The 17,059-nt window shown below is 71.2% G+C and carries 10 protein-coding genes and 1 pseudogene; 7 read left to right on the top strand and 4 right to left on the bottom strand.

Annotation, left to right across the window (positions count from 1 at the left end):
- Window positions 1-73: 73 nt before the first annotated feature.
- Entirely contained in the window at window positions 74-1,873 is a 1,800-nt protein-coding gene (locus tag OV079_RS21970; RefSeq protein WP_267770819.1) for a glycoside hydrolase family 44 protein, read from the bottom strand.
- Between the two features lie 482 nt (window positions 1,874-2,355).
- Between OV079_RS21970 and OV079_RS21965 the strand changes: the two genes are divergently transcribed.
- The 4 genes and pseudogenes from OV079_RS21965 (at window position 2,356) to OV079_RS21945 (ending at window position 7,385) form a co-directional block, all read left to right on the top strand.
- The gene (locus OV079_RS21965) at window positions 2,356-2,967 is read left to right on the top strand and encodes a TetR/AcrR family transcriptional regulator (protein ID WP_267742289.1); all 612 of its coding nucleotides are present in this window, start codon (window positions 2,356-2,358) and stop codon (window positions 2,965-2,967) included.
- A gap of 104 nt (window positions 2,968-3,071) precedes the next feature.
- Window positions 3,072-6,252 (top strand): annotated as a pseudogene (locus OV079_RS21955) (efflux RND transporter permease subunit).
- 363 nt (window positions 6,253-6,615) lie between these two features.
- Window positions 6,616-7,032 carry an efflux RND transporter periplasmic adaptor subunit gene (locus OV079_RS21950; RefSeq protein ID WP_476703790.1) on the top strand — a complete coding sequence of 139 codons (417 nt, stop codon included), beginning with the start codon at window positions 6,616-6,618 and terminating at the stop codon, window positions 7,030-7,032.
- Window positions 7,029-7,385: an efflux RND transporter periplasmic adaptor subunit gene (locus OV079_RS21945; RefSeq protein ID WP_267770815.1), complete on the top strand. Its 357-nt coding sequence runs from the start codon at window positions 7,029-7,031 to the stop codon at window positions 7,383-7,385. The genes OV079_RS21950 and OV079_RS21945 overlap by 4 nt, the downstream gene beginning before the upstream one ends.
- 176 nt (window positions 7,386-7,561) lie before the next feature.
- Here the strand turns inward: OV079_RS21945 and OV079_RS21940 are convergent, their stop codons facing one another.
- A complete protein-coding gene (locus OV079_RS21940) occupies window positions 7,562-8,662 on the bottom strand; it encodes a threonine aldolase family protein (RefSeq protein WP_267770814.1) in 1,101 nt (366 codons plus the stop codon).
- A gap of 218 nt (window positions 8,663-8,880) precedes the next feature.
- A complete protein-coding gene (locus OV079_RS21935) occupies window positions 8,881-9,168 on the bottom strand; it encodes a hypothetical protein (RefSeq protein WP_267770813.1) in 288 nt (95 codons plus the stop codon).
- A 446-nt stretch (window positions 9,169-9,614) separates the two neighbouring features.
- Here OV079_RS21935 and OV079_RS21930 point away from each other — a divergent pair, with 446 nt between their 5' ends.
- The 3 genes from OV079_RS21930 (at window position 9,615) to OV079_RS21920 (ending at window position 16,144) form a co-directional block, all read left to right on the top strand.
- On the top strand, window positions 9,615-9,842 hold the full coding sequence (locus OV079_RS21930) for a hypothetical protein (protein ID WP_267770812.1): 228 nt from the start codon (window positions 9,615-9,617) through the stop codon (window positions 9,840-9,842).
- 353 nt (window positions 9,843-10,195) lie between these two features.
- Window positions 10,196-14,149, top strand: coding sequence for a serine/threonine-protein kinase (locus OV079_RS21925; RefSeq protein ID WP_267770811.1), 3,954 nt, complete (start codon window positions 10,196-10,198; stop codon window positions 14,147-14,149).
- 363 nt (window positions 14,150-14,512) lie between these two features.
- On the top strand, window positions 14,513-16,144 hold the full coding sequence (locus OV079_RS21920; RefSeq protein ID WP_267770810.1) for a hypothetical protein: 1,632 nt from the start codon (window positions 14,513-14,515) through the stop codon (window positions 16,142-16,144).
- Here OV079_RS21920 and OV079_RS21915 read toward each other — a convergent pair.
- On the bottom strand, window positions 16,119-16,850 hold the full coding sequence (locus tag OV079_RS21915; protein ID WP_267770809.1) for a hypothetical protein: 732 nt from the start codon (window positions 16,848-16,850) through the stop codon (window positions 16,119-16,121). The two genes, OV079_RS21920 and OV079_RS21915, sit on opposite strands and share 26 nt — an antisense overlap.
- Between the last annotated feature and the right edge of the window lie 209 nt (window positions 16,851-17,059).

Below are 17,059 nucleotides of genomic sequence, written 5' to 3'. Positions count from 1 at the left end.
CGAATGCCGGCACGCCAACCGGACCTCGTGGCGGAGCCACGTGCTCCGTGAGGAGCACGATTCGGCCGGGCGCTCACTGCGGCACGAGCACGCTGACGCTGTAGGCCGGCATCTCGTAGAGGAACGCGTTGGTGGCGGTCGGCGAAACGGCTGGCCCGGCGGTCAGCTCGGGCTGGGGGCCGGTCAGTTGCCACACTGCGACGCTCGGATAGTCGGCGTAGGCGGCGAGGGTGACCGCGGCGGTCAGCGGGCCGGCGGTCTTGTTGATGGCGACGATCACCGTGCGCGCCGGGTCGGCGACGTCGGTGCTGGCGTAGACGCTGGTGGCGGCGACGTCGGAGGTCACTGCGCTGATCGAGGTGTCGCCGAACTTGCTGCCCTGGCCGTCGTAGCTGGTAAAGGCGCGGAAGGCGGCCCAGATCATGGAGGTCTGATCGGTCAGGGCCCAGTAGGCCGCCATGGTCACGCCCTCGCGGCCGAAGATGCCGAGGACGTCGGCCTGGGCGATCGCGCCGGAGATGTGGCCGCCGCCGCCGTAGTTGTACTCCGTGAAGCCGAGGCCGGTGCCGGGGTAGTGCGCGTCGATGCGCTCCTTGAGCCAGGGGATCAGGCGCACGGGGCCCTGGAGGACGTCGTTGGCGATCCAGCTGTCCTCGTGAAAAGAGTCGTCCCACAGCGAGCGCGGGGCCTGCACCCGAGCCTCGACCGACTCGGGCGAGTTGTCGTCGCCGGTGATCCGCTGGCCGTTGGCGTAGACCTCGGTGTACCAGTGAAGATCGAGGACGTCGACGATGCGATGGCCCTCCTGCGCCTCGGCCTCGGCCATCGCCTGCAAATAATAAGAGATGAATTCACCCTGGGCGTCGGGCGCGTCCTGCAGGGTGGTGTAGCCGCCGTAGCCGTAGGAGACGAAGCCGGCGACGATCGCGTTGGCGGCGACGTCCTTGATCGCGGCGGCGAACTCGGCGTTCTTGTCGACGAGCTCGGCGTAGCCGACCGGGTCGGGGTGGATCCGCTCGTGCGTGTGCGACCAGAGGTCGGGCTCGTTGTCGAGCGAGAACAGGACGCGGGCGCGCTCGGGGTAGAAGGCGTCGGGGATTGGATTGCAGCCAGGCGACGAACTCGTCCTGGTAGACGGCGTCGTCGTTCGGATCGGGGTCGCCGTCGAACGGGCCGTCCTTGCGGGCGACGGTCGGGTGGAAGCGCGTCTCGAGGTAATGGGGGTCTGGTTGACGTCGCCGCCGCCGTCCTTGTCGGCCGCGACGTAGCCGCAGATCGGGACGGTGACCAGCATGTCGGCGCCGGCGTCGAGGGCCTCGGCGGTGGCGGCCCGCACGACCTCGCCGGGGATGTCGCCGTCGACGCCGAGCTGCGAGGCGAGGTAGTCGTCGTTCTGGTGCTGATAATCGGCGCCGGCGTTGCTGGCGTTGTTCTCCCAGTTGTACGCGGTCATGCGATTGCCGCCCTGCCGCACGAGGCCGAGGCCGCGGTTGGTGGTGGCGAGGTCGTCGTATTGATTGGTGCCGTAGATCCACGGCGAGATCGGGTGACGATCGGTGTCGGCGCGGATCGTAAAGGTGACGTCGCCGCTGCCGGGATCGCCGGGCTCGACGATCGGGCCGGGGTCGGGGCCGTCGGTGGTCGGATCGCTGGTGGTCGGGCCGTCGGTCGGATCGACAGTGGTCGGGTCGCCGCCAGGGCCGGCACCGGTCGGGCCGTCGGTCGCGCTGCCGGTCGGGCCCGCTCCGGTCGGATCGCCGCCAGGGCCGGCGCCGGTGCCCTCGGTCGGGTCGCCAGTGGCCTGCGTCGAGGCGGTGGTGGTCTCGCCGCTGTCGGGGCAAGCAGCGAGGAGGAGGGCGAGCGGGGCGGCCATTTTAAACGAAGTTGCATGGCCGCCAGGGTAGCCGAGCGCGGGGAGGGTGATGCTGTCCTGAGGGACATGTCGGCGAGCGCGGCCGGCGAGCTCGCGCGAAACAGTCCAGGCGATGCAGCGAGCGGGACACTGCGACGCGCGCTCGCGGGTTCGCGAGCGAGGACGGCTCGCAGCGAGCGGGACGCTGTCGAGCTCGCTGATGACGAAGCGAGGCGGCGAGGGGGACGTCGGTGCGCGGCGGCGATGTTTCGTCGATGAAGTAGAGCCGCCGCGACGGGGATGCCGGGCGGGACGCGTCGGTGCGCGCCAGCGATTCGTCGCTGCAGCAGACCCGTCGCGAGCGGACGCCGTCCGGGTCGCTGTGTGGATGCGCGGCGGAGCGGTGCGGGTTCGCGAGCAGACCTCCCAGCATGCAGCGGGCGGGTCTTGTTGCGTGAAGCGCGCTGTTGCGCCGAGACGATCGGTCAAGTAGAAACGAGCCCGTGAGCCGAGGCGACGCACGCGACCGTCTGGTCCAGGCGGCCATCGACCTGATCTGGACCTCCAGCTACGGGGCGGTCAGCGTCGACGCCATCTGCGAGCGCGCCCAGGTGCGCAAGGGCAGCTTCTACCACTTCTTCGCCAGCAAGGACGATCTGGTGGTGACGGCCCTCGACACGCACTGGGGCACCCGCCGGCCCGTGCTCGACGAGATCTTCTCGGCCTCGCGCCCGCCCTTGCAGCGGCTGCAGCGGTACTTCGCCCACATCAGCGAGCGCCAGGGCGAGGTCCGCGAGCAGTACGGGCGGGTGCTGGGCTGCTTCCACCACGCCGTCGGCAGCGAGTGCGTGCAGAAGCCGACCGCGGTGGCCGCCAAGGCGCAGGAGCTGAGCCTGGCGCTGCGCCGCTACCTCGAGACGGCGCTGCGCGACGCCCAGGCCGAGGGCGCGCTGCCCCCGGGCGACCCGGTGGCGGCCGCCAAGAGCCTGTTCGCGTTCGTGACCGGGGCGCTGACCCAGGCCCGCGTCCACGACGACCTCGAATTGCTGCGCCAGCTGCCCCAGACCGCCTGGCTGGCGCTGGGCATGGCCGGGCCGCCGCAGCGCAGCACGTGAGCCGCTCGGAGCCGGCCCTGCTGCGCGTTTTTGCGCCCTCGAACTTGACTAAACAGTCATCTACCACGCTCTCCTTCGACCTCGCTCCGCCCCGGTAACCGCCCATGTGGATCGTCCGACTCGCGCTGCGCCGCCCGTACACGTTCGTGGTGATGGCCCTGATGCTGCTGCTGTCGGGCATCTGGGTGGTCCGGCAGACGCCCACCGACGTGCTGCCGGATGTCGACATCCCGGTGATCAGCGTGGTGTGGACATACACGGCCTGCCGGCGCAGCAGATCGAGCAACAGGTCACGCTGTTCAGCGAGCAGTCGCTGGCGGGCAACGTGGCCGACATCCAGAGCATCCAGAGCGACAGCTTCGACGGGGTGTCGGTGATCCGGCTGTTCCTGCAGCCCGACGCCGACGTGGCCTCGGCGATGGCGCAGGCGACCGCGGTGTCACAGACGATCGTGCGCCGCATGCCGCCCGGCATCGTGCCACCGATCATCCTCCGCTACACGGCGTCGAGCGTGCCGATCCACAGCTGGCGTTCTCGAGCGACACGCTGTCGGAGGCCGAGGTCTACGATCACGTCAATCAGCGCGTGAGGACGATGCTGAGCGTGGTCCGCGGGACCCGCTTCCCGCTGCCCGCAGGCGGCAAGCAGCGCCAGATCACCGTCGACCTCGACCCGGCGGCCCTGCGCGCGCACGGGGTCTCGCCGGCGGAGGTCAGCCAGACGATCGCGGCGCAGAACCTGACCCTTCCGACAGGCGCGGCGAAGATCGCCGAACGCGAGTACCGCATCAGCCTCAACAGCAGCCCGGAGGCGATCGCGGCGCTCAACGAGATCCCGATCACCGGCGCGGCCGGGCGCCAGCTGTTCGTCCGCGACGTTGCCCATGTCCATGACGGCTACGCGATCCAGACCAACATCGCCCGTCGCGACGGCCGCCGCTCGGTGGTCCTCAGCGTGATGAAGACCGGCGACGCGTCGACGACGGAGGTGGCCGAGCGGGTCAAGGCGCTGGTGCCGGTGATCCGCGCGGCGGCGCCCGAGGGCCTCGAGGTCGAGCTGCTGTCCGACCAGTCGACGTTCGTGACCCGGGCGATCGACGGCCTCCTGGTGGAGGGCGTGATCGCGATGGTGCTCACGGCGGCGATGATCCTGCTGTTCCTCGGCAGCGTGCGCGCGACGGTGCTGGTGGCGATCAACATCCCGCTGGCGGTGATCATCGCGCTCTTGTGCCTGCGCGCCCTGGGGGCGACGATCAACGTGATGACGCTCGGCGGCCTGGCGCTGGCGGTCGGCATCCTGGTCGACGACGCGACGGTGGAGATCGAGAACATCCACCGCAACCTGGCGATGGGCAAGCGCTTGACGCGGGCGATCCTCGACGGGGCGCAGCAGATCGCGGTGCCGGCGTTCGTGGCGTCGCTGTGCATCAGCATCGTGTTCGTGTCGGTGGTGTTCCTCGAGGGCCCGGCTCGCTTCATCTTCCTGCCGATGGGCATGGCGGTGGCGTTCGCGGTGATGGCGTCGTACCTGCTGTCGCGCACCCTGGTGCCGACGCTGGCGCAGTACCTGCTGGCAGAGCACGAGGACCACGCGCCGAAGCGCGGGGTGTTCGCGCGGATCCACCACGGCTTCGAGGCGAGCTTCGAGCGCCTGCGCGCGCGCTACGTGGGCCTGCTGGCGTGGGCGCTCGGCCGCCCGCGCACGGTGGCGACGCTGTTCGCGGCGGTGGTGGCGGCGACGGTGGCCCTGGCGCCGTTCGTCGGCCGCGACTTCTTCCCGCAGGTCGACGCCGGGCAGGTGCGCCTGCACGTGACCGCGCCGCCCGGCACGCGCATCGAGGAGACCGAGCGGTGGTTCTCGCGGGTGGAGGACCGGATCCGCGAGATCGTGCCGGCCGACCAGCGCGAGAGCATCCTCGACTTCATCGGCATGCCGAGCGGCTACACGCTGGCGATCACCGACAGCAGCAACGTCGGCTCGTCCGACGGGGAGATCCTGCTGACGCTGGCCCACGCGCGCACGCTCGCCACCGCCGACATCGTCCGCGAGCTGCGCGAGGTGCTGCCGCGCGAGTTCCCCGAGCTGTCGTTCTACTTCCAGCCGGCCGACATCGTGACGCAGATCCTGAACTTCGGCCTGCCGTCGCCGATCGACGTGCAGGTGTCGGGGGCGCAGCGCGACGCGACGCTCAAGGCGGCCCGCTCGCTCGAGGCCGAGCTGCGCGCGGTGCCCGGGGTGGTCGACGTGCACCTGCATCAGATCGTGGCGGCGCCGCGGCTGCACGTGGAGGTCGACCGCCAGCGCGCGCACGAGGCCGGCCTGAGCGAGCGCGACGTGGCGGCGAACCTGCTGCTGATGGTTTCGTCGTCGACGCAGGTGAGCCCGACGTTCTGGACCGACCCGAAGTCGAACTTCGCCTACCCGGTGGCGATCCAGGTGCCCGAGCACCGCGTCGACTCGCTGGCGGCGCTGCAGGGGCTGTCGCTGCCGACGGCGACGGACGAGCAGAAGCTGCTGGTCGACGTGGCCGACTTCCGCCGCGCGACGACGCCGGTGTTCGTCAGCCACATGAACGTGCAGCCGACCTACAACGTGCGCGCGGACGTGCAGGACTCGGACCTCGGGTCGGCGGTGGCGCAGATCGAGGCGATCGTGCAAAAGCACCGCGAGGCGCTGCCGCCGGGGGCGACGATCGCGGTGCGCGGGCAGGCGGAGAGCATGCAGGTCGGCTTCGCCAGGCTCGGGGTGGGGCTCGGGTTCGCGGCGCTGCTCGTCTACGCGTTGATGGTGATCAACTTCCAGTCGTGGAAGCTGCCGTTCATCATCCTGATGGCGCTGCCCGGCGCAGCGGTGGGCATCGTGTTCACGCTGTTCGCGACCGGGACGACCTTCAGCATCCCGTCGCTGATGGGCGCGGTGATGAGCATCGGCGTGGCGACGGCCAACTCGATCCTGGTGGTGTCGTTCGCCAACGAGCTGCGACCGCAGGGCATGTCCGCCGCCGAGGCGGCGCTGACGGCCGGCAGCGTGCGCCTGCGCCCGGTGTTGATGACGGCGACGGCGATGTTCATCGGCATGCTGCCGATGTCGCTCGGCCTCGGCGAAGGCGGCGAACAGAACGCGGCGCTCGGCCGCGCAGTGATGGGCGGCCTGGCCGGGGCGACGCTGGCGACGCTGGGCTTCGTGCCGGTGGTCTACAGCGTGCTGGCGCAGCGCTGGCGCGCGCCCGCGATCGACCCCGATCTCGCCGATCCCGGTGACTTTGACGCGAGGGAGAGCACATGACGACGATGCAGTCCAAGAGGGCAGGTTGGCCGGTGATGGCGATGATCGCGGCGGTGCTCGCCGGGGCGGTGGTGCTCGGCGTCGGCCCGCGGCTCGAGCAGCGCGACGCGCGGGCGCGGACGCTGGCGCAGGCGACCGGGCCGAAGCGCGTGCGCACGGCGGCGGTCCGCGCCGGCGAAGAGGCGCACGAGCTGACGCTGCCGGCCAGCTCGACGCCGATCCGGCAGTCGACGCTGTACAGCAAGTCGACCGGGTTCGTGCGCCGCTACCTGGTGGAGCTCGGCGACCCGGTGAAGGCGGGCCAGGTGCTGGCGGAGATCGAGGCGCCGGAGACGGACGAGGAGATCCGGCTGGCGCGCGCGCCTGGCCGAGGCGCGCGCGAACGTGGGGATCCACCAGACGACGTCGGATCGCACGCGCACTCTGGCGGGCAGCGGCGCGGTGTCGCGGCAGGAGGCCGACGACGCGCTGGCGCTGGCCAACTCGGCCGACGCGCTGGTGGCGACGCGCAAGGCCGACCTCAAGCGGCTGCAGGCGCTGCGCGGCTACCAGCAGATCGTGGCGCCGTTCGACGGGGTGGTGACGCGCCGCCTGGTCGACTCGGGCGCGCTGGTCGGCCCGGCCGCGGCCGGCGGGGCGCCGCTGTACGAGCTGGCCGACGTGTCGAAGCTGCGCGTGCTGGTCGACGTGCCCGACAGCCACGCGGCCGACGTGAGGGTCGGCAACGCGGCCGAGCTGTACTCGCCGCGCGACCCGTCGCGCACGGTGAAGGAGTGGTGACGCGCACGAGCGGGGTGCTCGAGACGCGGACCCGCACGCTCCGCGTGGAGATCGAGGTCCCGGGCGACGAGTCGGTGCTGCCGGGCTCGTTCGTGTACGCGCGCCTGCAGGTGCCCCGCGCCCGCCCGGTGCCGATGATCCCGGCGAGCGCGCTGGTGGTGCGCAAGGAGGGGACGCTGGTGGCGAAGGTGAGCGAGGGGGCCGTGACGCTGGTGCCGGTGAAGCTCGGCCGCGACCTCGGCAAGGAGATCGAGGTGCTCGAAGGGGTGGCCGCGGGCGACGAGGTGGTGCTGCAGCCGCCCGACACGCTCGAGAGCGGGCAGGCGGTCGAGGTGGTGCCGACCGTGGGGTGATCATGTCTCGAATGACATGTCCGATGGGGCATGGTGATTCGGACATGTTTCACGGGCATATGCCTCGTGCGAGGCAAGGCCATGAACGGGCGGTTTGCCGGTCCAGCGCGCGCGCGGAGCTCGTCGAGGAGCGCTCCCGTCAAGGGGGCGCTCCGCTCGGTGAGCTCCTCGCCGGCTCAGAGCAACGCCTGGATCGCCGCGACCGCCTCGTCGTCGGTGATCGTCTCGGCGTCCGCGCCGGGCTGTAGTTCGATGTCGAGGAAGCCCGGGACGCGAGCTCGCCCCGCTCCGTGCGCCACCCAGATCTTGTGGTCGCGGGCGACCTGCTCCAGCCGCTTCGGGAACTCCGCCGCGTCGATGCGCGCGTAGACGTGGAACAGGTTCGTGGGCGGGACCTCCGGCGCCACGATGACCCGCGCGTCCTTGGCGAGCCGGGCCGCCAGCTGCTGCGCGCGCGTCACCCACCTGGGGATCCGCGCCAGCACGTCGTCGATGCGCATCGCGGCCGAAGCCGCGTAGGGAAAATACGCCGCGACGTTGCCGCCATGCCGGTGCCGCCACAGCCGCGCCCCGTCGATCAACTCCTTCGAGCCGGCCACGACCGCGCCTCCCAGCGCGCCGATCGTCTTGTACAGCGAGACGTACACCGACGAGCAGCCCCGGCAGACCTCGGCGAGAGGACGTCCGAACGCCGGCGCCGCCTCCCACAGGCGCGCGCCGTCGACGTGCAGCGGCACGCCTCGCTCGCGGCACGCTGCCTTCAGGTCCTCGAGCTCGGCCCACGTCTGCATCTGCCCCGTCCAGCGGATCGGCAGTTCGACCGACACCACGGCCAGCGACTCCTGCGCGCGGCGGACGTCGTCGCCGAGCAGCGGTCGACCCCACGGCGACAGGACCACCTCGTGCATCCCGTGCAGCACCTCGACCGCGGCGTTCTCGTGGAGCAGGTGGTGCGACGACGGGTGCACGCCGAGCGCGCGACCGCGGCTGCGATCCGCGTACAGCCGCAGGAGACAGAGCTGACCCATCGTGCCGGTCGGCATGAAGCACGCCGCCTCGAAGCCGAGCAGCGCGGCGATCTTCTGCTCGAGCGCCTCGACGAGGTCGCCCGCGCCGTAGCGATCGGCGACCGCGTGGTGCTGCTGGCACCATTGACCGATGCGCACGAGCTCCGCGCCGTCGGAGATGCGGGCGCCGGTGACCAGCGCGCCGCGGCAGGCCGCCAGGAGCTGGTCGAGGCCGCCGGGCGGCCCACCCGGCGGTGGCGCGGGACGCACGGGCGGGGCCGCCGTCGCGGATCGCGGAGCGCAGCCAGCGAGCGCGCCGCCCATGCCTGCCGCCAGCGAGATCATCCAGTCGCGTCGCGAGCTCGGTCATGCGTACGACTCTAGCCGAGCTCGCCGGCAAAGGGCAGCGCCCGCGGGAAGGGCCACGGACGGATCGTGGGTTTGAAGAGACATGTCTGTTTGGTCATGTCTCTGCGGTCATGTGACGATCAGCAGTCGTCGCCGAGGGTGCCGTTCGGGCCGCCGGTGGGCGGGAGCTCGAGCACGCTGCCGTTGCCGTTGAAACAGCCGGGCTTCTCGCCGTCGTCCTCGGTGGTCGCGGCGGTGGTGGTCTGGACCTCCGCGGTGTCGTCGCCGGTCGAGGTGCTGTCGTCCTCGCCGCCGGTCGACTCGTCGCCGGTGTCGGTGCGCTCGATGTTCTTGTCGTCGGGCTCGTCGCAGGCGACGGCGGCGGTGAGGGAGAGGGCGATGAGGAGGGCTGTGAAGATCTTGGACATGACGCGGTCTCCGTGGCGACGCGCGGGCTCCGGCGGCGGAGGCTCGCGCGGCGCGATCGATCGGGTAGTCGGGGGGTGAAGGCGGGCCGACGACGGCCCGGCAGAGGCGGACGGACGGGGGCCGCGCGGCCGCCCGTCTTGCGCGGCCGCCCGGGCGAGGCACGGCCCGCAGCGCCGTGACTCGGATAGCGGTGGATGGGGCCCGAAGGGCGAAGTTACGGGGCTGGGAGGTCGTGGCCGCGGGCGCGCCGGGGGTCGGTGGCGCGCCGCGAGCTCAGGGTCGTGCGGCGGTCGGTGGCGGTATTAATCTGGCGCGAAGGACAGGTCCCAAAGGACCGGTCAACATCGACGTCAAGTGAGACCGGGGCGTCGGCGGGAGAGTTTTCGCGGTGCAGCGAACTGGAAGCGCGTGCAGGGAGCGGCCGCCTGTGGCAGGATACGTAGCTATGGAGCACCGCACCCGAACAGTCGCGCAAAACGAACAATGCACCGTGCTGCAGTGCAGTTGTGGGATGCTGCACGTGAGCGTCGGTTCGGTGACGGTGCGCATGCGGCCTGCGGCGGCGGCGGGCCTGCGCGACGCGGTGGCGGCGGCGCTGCAGAAGATCGAGGCCGACGATCCGTCGCGCGGCGTCCCGCGACCTGCGTCGCGCGGCGACGACCTGCCGTCGTGATCTGCGGCGCCGAGGCAGTCGCGTGGCGACGACCTGCCGTCGCGCTCTGCGGCGCCGGCTCAGCCGCGTGGCGATGACCTGCCGTCGCGCTCTGCGGCGCCGGTTCCGTGGCGCGGCGATGACCCGCCGTCGTGATCGCCGGCGCCCCCGCGCCCGCCTCGTGCGAGGACCTGCGGTCGTGACGCCGACGCCGCACCTGCGATCGCGCCGCGAGCCCGGGGCCTGCATGTACAAGCGCGGCGCTCGAACTCGCGCTAAAAGCCGATCCGCTGGCGATTTGGGGCGAAAAGGCGGTTTCGTGCGGCTGTGGGGAGGTCCAGGAGATCGAGTAGAGTGGGCCTCGGTAGCCCGCCATGAGTGAAGCGCAGTCTGTCGTCGACCGCAGCCCGAAGGCGAGGATCGGGAACGTCTTCGCCGACGAGTTCAAGATCCTCCAGCACCTCTCGCGCGGCGACGTGGCCGACACGTTCCTCGCCGAGTTCATCGACCCACCGACGCAGGTGTGGATCAAGATCTGCCGCGCGGAGTTCTCGCAGGACCGCGCGCAGGCCGAGCGCCTGCTGCGCGAGGCGCGGGCCGCCGCGGCGGTGCTGCACGCGAGCGTGCTCGAGGTGCTCGACGCCGACATCGCGCCCGAGGGCGACGTGTACGTGGTGACCGAGGCGTTCGAGGGCGAGGACCTCGGCCTGCTGCTGCGCCGCACCGGCCGCCTGCCGTGGCCGCGCGTGCGAGCGATCGCCCTGCAGGTGGCGGAGGGGCTGCAGGCGGCGCACGAGGCCGGGGTGATCCACCGCGCGATCAAGCCGGGCAACGTGCTGCTCGGCGCGGACGACCTGGTCAAGGTCGCCGACTTCGGCATGGTCGCGGTCGAGGCGGTGACGCAGGACCGCGAGGCCGGCACCGTGGTGCTCGGCGACGCGGTCCACTTCATCGCCCCCGAGCAGGCGCTCGGCGAGGCGGTCGACCAGCGCAGCGACATCTATTCGCTCGGGGTGCTGATGTACACGCTGCTCTCGGGCCGCGTGCCGTTCTTCGGCCGGCCGACGCAGGTGACGATGCAGCACAAGTTCGCGGCCGCGGCGGCGCTCGGCAGCGTGGCGCCGGAGGCCGAGATCCCGCCTTTGGTGGAAGCGCTGGTGCTCAAGGCGATGTCGAAGCGCCGCGAGGATCGCTACCAGGACATGGGCGCGCTGGTGGCCGCGCTGCAGCAGATCGACGAGGAGGGCGCGCAGGCGGGCGGGGGCAAGGCCAAGGCGGCCGCGCGCAAGCAGCAGCCGACCACCGACAGCGCGATGTTCTACTCGCTCGAGGCGCTGCAGACCGCGCTGGGCCAGACGCAGGACCCGCAGGCGCAGATCGACATCCTGCGCAAGATGGAGAAGGCGCTGACGCAGCTGGCCGGCGGCGCGGGCGGCAAGGAGGGGCAGGCCTGGCAGCAGTGGATCGCGCAGGGCCTCGACTACGCCTACTACAACCTGGCGGCGCAGCACCTCGGCGCCGAGCAGTGGCAGGAGCTGGTGCAGACGTACCGCGAGCACGCCGAGCTCACGGGCGACCGGACGATGAAGACCGGGCTGTACGGGGCGATGGGCTACGTGCTCGACAAGTCGCTCGGCGACATCCCCGGGGCGATCGCGGCCTACCGCAAGATGATCCAGCTCGACCCGACGTCGCAGGACGCGGTGCTGGCGCTGGCGCGGCTGTACGAGCGCGGGCAGCAGTGGGACGCGGCGGTGCAGACGCTCGACCACTTCCTGTCGCTGTGCGCCGACCCGGCCCTGCGCACCGAGGAATTGACGCACGTCGGCAAGCTGCTGCACGAGAAGCTGGTGGCCTCGGAGCGCGCCGAGGCCTACCTGCGCGGCGCGCTCGAGCACACGCCCGGGCACGTGCCGGCGCTGACGCTGCTGGCCGACATGTACCGCGGGCGCAAGGACTGGCGCGAGCTGGCGGCGGTGTGCGAGGCGCTCCTGACCCACGCGACGAGCTACTACGAGCGGGTCGAGTTCGGCATCGAGGCCGGCTTCATCCACTACCGCCAGCTCGGCGACATCGCCAAGGCGACCGAGATCTTCGCCCGCGTGATCGAGCTCGACCCGGAGAACGTGCGCGTCGGCACGGTGCTGTCGAAGATCTACTACGAGGCCGGCAACTACGTCGGCGCCGCGCCGATCTACGAGATGCTGGTGCGCAAGGCCCCGGGCGCGCCGATCAGCGTCAAGGCCCACGTCGAGCTGTGCCTGCGCGCCGCCCGGGTCGAGCGCCTGCTCGGCCGCTCGCAGCGGGCGCTCAAGCTGTTCAAGAAGGCGCTCGACCTCGAGCCGAACAACTGGACGGCGATGCTCGGCCGCGCCGACCTGACCTTCGAGGCAGGCGAGTGGGAGGCCGCGTTCACCTACTACGAGCAATTGCTGGCCGCGTCCGCCAAGGAGAAGACCGAGAAGGTGTCGGCGGCGATCCACGTGCGCCTGGCGGAGGTGTGCAAGCGGCGGGGCCAGACCCAGAAGGCGCCGGGCTACCTGCGCAAGGCGCTCGAGCTCGACGCCAACAACTGGCAGGCGCTCGAGGCGACGCTCGAGCACCAGCTGGCCGCCGAGGACTGGCAGGGCGCGCTCAACACCCGCCGGGCGATGATCAACGCGTCCGGCGACGACAACGTCAAGTTCGAGCTGTTCGTCGCCAGCGGCAAGCTGTTCCGCGATCGCCTGCGCGACCCGCAGAAGGCCGTGATCGCGTTCCAGCGGGCGGTCGAGCTGCGGCCGCGCGACCTGGTGGTGCTGCACCTTTTGCTCGACACCTTCACCGAGCGCAAGATGTGGCAGGAGGCCGTCGGCGTGCTCGACCGGATCGTCGACGTCGAGCCCGACCCGGTCCGTCGGGCCCGCTTCCACTACACGGCGGCGGTGCTGCTGCGCGACAACCTGGCCCAGGTCGACGGCGCGCTGGCGCGGTTCGACCGCGTGCTCGACGAGGACCCGAGCCAGCTCAAGGCGTTCCAGGCGATCGACAAGCTGCTGACGCAGCGCAAGGAGTGGAAGGGCCTCGACCGCGCGTACCGCAAGATGATCAATCGCCTGCCGCCCGACGGCGAGACGCCGCTGCGGACGATGCTGTGGTCGAACCTGGCCGAGATCTACCGCACCCGCCTGGGCGACTTCCGGGCCGCGGCCAAGGCGTTCGAGGTCGCGGCGGCGCTCGACCCGGGCAACGCCGACCGCTGGCAGATTCTGGTCGAGCTGTACGAGGCGCTGGTCCGCAACAACAACGCGCGCGAGTTCTCCGAGCCGCTGATCCGCGCCCACTTCACGCTGCTGCGCATCGAGCCGCACCGCTACGCCAGCTACCACCGGCTGTTCGAGATCTACGTGGCCCGCCGCGAGCTCGACAAGGCGTTCTGCGTCGCCCGCACGCTGGTGTTCGTGAAGCAGGCGAACGCGCAGGAGACCACGTTCTACAACCGCTATCCGCAGCCGGAGTTCCGCCGGATCAAGCAGCGGCTGGGCGAGGATCTGCTGTGCCGCTGTGTGTTCCACGCCGACGAGGACGCGGGCGTCGGGGCGGTGCTCGGCCTGCTCGCGCCGGTGCTGGCCGGCTGGCGGCCGAAGATGCTGCCGTACCCGCTGCGCCCGTCCGACCGCGTCGACCCCGAGGACGACGGCTCGCTGGTCAGCAAGATGTTCGTCTACGTGACGCAGGTGTACGGCCACCCGCAGCCCGACCTGTACTTCCGGCCAGACGAGCCGGGCGACGTGGCGGTGCTGAACGTCGAGCGCGGCGGCAGCGTGCGCCCGACGATCATCGCGCTCGGCGGGGCGCTGGCCGAGAAGGCGGAGAACAACCTGGCGTTCACGCTCGGCCGCCACGCGCTCGACCTGTACCCGCCGCACTACGCGTTCATGATCATCGACCGCTCGCCCGAGAACCTGAAGGACGTGCTGATGGCGAGCATGCACGTGTGCAAGGTCGGCGCGCCGGAGCTGTCCTCGGGGGCGCAGGCGCTGGCGCGCGAGGTGACGAAGCACCTGCCGCCGGCGGCGCTCGAGCGGCTCGCGTCGGCGCTGCAGCGGCTGGTCAAGGGCGGCGAGGTCGACGTCAAGCGCTGGGCCCGGGCGGCCGAGCTGGCGAGCTACCGCGCGGGGTTCCTGTTCTGCAACGACCTCGCCACCGCGGCGCACGCGATCGGCCAGGAGCAGCGGGTGTTCGGCGCGATCCTGGCGCCGAAGGAGGCGCTGCGCGAGCTGGTGGTCTACAGCGTCAGCGAGGAGTACTTCGAGGCGCGGCGCGGGCTCGGGCTCAACGTGGCGTGACGCGGTGACCGCAGCGAGTCCGCGACGTCGAGGGTGGCTGCGAGGCCATCCTCGACGAGGATGCGGCCCGCGAGCGCGAGGCTCCATGGCTCCGGAGCGCCAGGGCACAACCCGCGATCGCGCAGCGAACCAACCGTCCATCGAAGTTGCATGATCACGCGCCCGGCCCCTGCCCGGGTGCGCCACACCTGCAGCCAAACCCGCTTCTGCGGCCGTTCTCGCGGTTTGCGGCGCGGGCTCGCGCTTGCCGGCCCGGGCGAAGGGTGATACGACCGCTCAATGCAGCGAGCGAAGCAGTGGTTGCGTTGGCCGATCGGGTGCGGGCGTGCGGCGGCGTTGGCGACGGTATTGGCGGTCGCGGGCGTGGCGGGCTGTTCCAAGTCGAACGAGCAGGTGGCCGCCGCGGCGCTGGCAGATCCGGGCGTGCAGGCGCTGCTGAGCAAGATCCCCGCGGACACGCCCTACGCGTTTATCAGCTTCGGCGGCTCCGCTCGGCCGATGATCGAGAAGATCTACAAGAGCATGAGCCCGATGATGGAGCGCGTCTGGCCGACGATCGAGCAGATGCCGATGGACAACGAGTGGGGCCCGCTGGCGAAGGCGATCCTCGCCGAGGTCCGGGCGATCATGAAGGACGGCGGCCTCGATCGCACCGGCATCGACATCGACGGTCGCGCCGCGTTCTACGGCATCGGCATGATGCCGGCGGTGCGCTGGTCGTTGAAAGATCCGCAGGCGCTGCGCGACCTGCTCGCCCGCGTGCAGACGGCCGGCAACGTCACGATCCCGGTGTGCAAGCTCGGCGAGGCCGAGTACTGGTGCGGCGGCAACAGCGAGGTCAAGGTCGCGGCGGCGATCGTCAGCGGGGAGCTGATCCTCGGCGCCGCGCCGGCGTCGATGGCCGACAAAGTGTTCGAGCTGCTGTTCGGCAAGACGGCGCCGGAGCGGTCGCTGGCCGACTCGCCGAAGCTGCGCGACCTGCTGACGAGCTGGAACCTCGGCAAGCACAACGTCGGCTACGTCGACACGCGGGTGGTCGTCGAGGCGTTCCTCGGCGAGGGCGACCCGCTGAACAAGGAAGTGCTGGCGGCGCTGGTCCCGAAGTTGACCGATCAGTGGCCGAAGCTGACGCAGGTGTGCAAGGACGAGGCCCGCGGCCTCGCTGCGATCGCGCCGATGCTGGTGTTCGGCACCGAGGCGATGGACGAGAACGGCTTCGAGGGGGTCTTCGGCGTCGCGCTGCGCTCCGACGTGGCGCAGGACCTGAAGTCGCTGCGCGCGTCGGTGCCGGGCCTGTCGAAGGAAGTGCGCGGCGAGGCGATCTTCGCCCTCGGCGGCGGCTTCGACTTCGGCAAGGCGATCGAGTGGGCGCTGCGCAAGGGCGCGGAGGTGACGAAGTCGCCGTATCAGTGCCCGGAGCTGGCGGAGCTCAACCAGTTCGCGGCGAAGATCGGGCAGGACACCTCGTCGATCCCCAAGTGGGTGCCGGGGCTGCGCGGCGGCAGCCTGGTGCTCACCGACATCAAGATGTCGGGCTTCTTGCCGTCGTCGATCACGGCCTACGCGGTGCTGTCGGCGGCCGATCCGCGGGCGATCTACGAGGCGATCAAGGCCGAGACGCCGGCGATCGCGGCGTACGAGTTCAGCGACGACGGCTCGGTCAAGACGCTGCCCGACGGCACGGTGCCGTTCGTCAACGGCATCGCCTACGGGGCGAAGGCCGGGACGGGCGCGGTGGTGGCGATCGGGCCGGGCTCGGAGGGCACGGTCGGCAAGCTGCTGGCGGCGCCGGAGGTCAAAGATCCGCCGCTCGGGCTGTTCGCCTACGACCTGGCCAGGATCATGGACCAGCTCCAGCCGGTGCTCGGGGGCATGGCCGGCCAGCCCGAGGTCGCCGCGGTGTTCGACATCTACAAGGTGTTCGGGCCCTCGGGCTACGAGATGTACGCCGAGGACCGCGGGCTGGTGTTCAAGGCGGGGATGAGGCTGCGCTGAGCATGTCGTTGGCCGCCTGCATGCGCATGGTGCAGGCGTCGCGCAGGCGGCCGACCACGACGTCGCCGTACCACGCGCCGTGGGCCGGGAGCTCGCGCGCGCGCAGGGCCTCGAGCAGGGCCGGCAGCTCGTAGACGCCCGAGCGGACCAGGTTCTCGATCTCGCGCTCGGTGCGGTGCTCGTTGCGGTCCTGCAGGACGCGGCGGATCGCGGCGCCGAGGTGCGGCAGGCGCTGGTCGTTGGCGGCGCGACGCAGGCGCAGGGCGATGCCGGCCGGGTCGTTGTCGCAGAAGTCGAACCACAGCGCCGCCGCGAAGAAGCGCAGCGACTCGGCGTTGCGGCGGGCGGCGAACGCGGCGTGCAGCTCGCACGGGGTCAGGTCGGTCACGGCCCGCGACAGCGGCACGATCGAGCATGGCCCATCGGACATGTACGCGAGCAGCTCGACGAGCTGCAGCTGCTCCCACGGATCGGGGCCGAACCAGAGCACCCGCTCGCAGTCGGTCGGCAGCTCCTCGGCGCGCTGGATCTCCGCCAGGTCGGTCTGCCAGAACGCCATGCGGAGGAACACGTGCCGCCCGCGCTCGCGCGAGCAGGGTCCGACCGCGGCGCTGTCGCGCCAACCGAGCACCTCGCCCTCCAGGTCGATCTCGCGAGCGAACCCGGCGGCGCAGTCACCTGCATGGATGTGGAGGATCGGTAGCACGCCCCGGTAATGGACCTGGTCCCGGGGCCGTGCAACTTGAGCGCGTCACCGTCGGCGAGTCGCCTTGCGATCGTCGCGGACGGGGAGCACCGGCGTTCCGCAGGGACGGCGCGTCTCTCTGCGCGGGTGATCGCCGGCACGCGAGGTTTGGAGCGCGCGAAAGCGGGTGTGCGAGGCTCTGGGGCGGGGTAGCGGGCCCTAACGGTTTA

Source organism: Nannocystis pusilla, assembly GCF_026626665.1.
GTDB lineage: Bacteria > Myxococcota_A > Polyangia > Nannocystales > Nannocystaceae > Nannocystis > Nannocystis pusilla.
This window is presented reverse-complemented; position numbering and strand designations above follow the sequence as displayed.

Bases quoted from the DNA above. Each gene is read 5' to 3' on its own strand.
- OV079_RS21970 (WP_267770819.1), bottom strand. From the start codon at position 1,873: ATGGCCGCCCCGCTCGCCCTCCTCCTCGCTGCTTGCCCCGACAGCGGC.
- OV079_RS21935 (WP_267770813.1), bottom strand. From the start codon at position 9,168: ATGTCCAAGATCTTCACAGCCCTCCTCATCGCCCTCTCCCTCACCGCC.
- OV079_RS21930 (WP_267770812.1), top strand. From the start codon at position 9,615: ATGGAGCACCGCACCCGAACAGTCGCGCAAAACGAACAATGCACCGTG.
- OV079_RS21925 (WP_267770811.1), top strand. From the start codon at position 10,196: ATGAGTGAAGCGCAGTCTGTCGTCGACCGCAGCCCGAAGGCGAGGATC.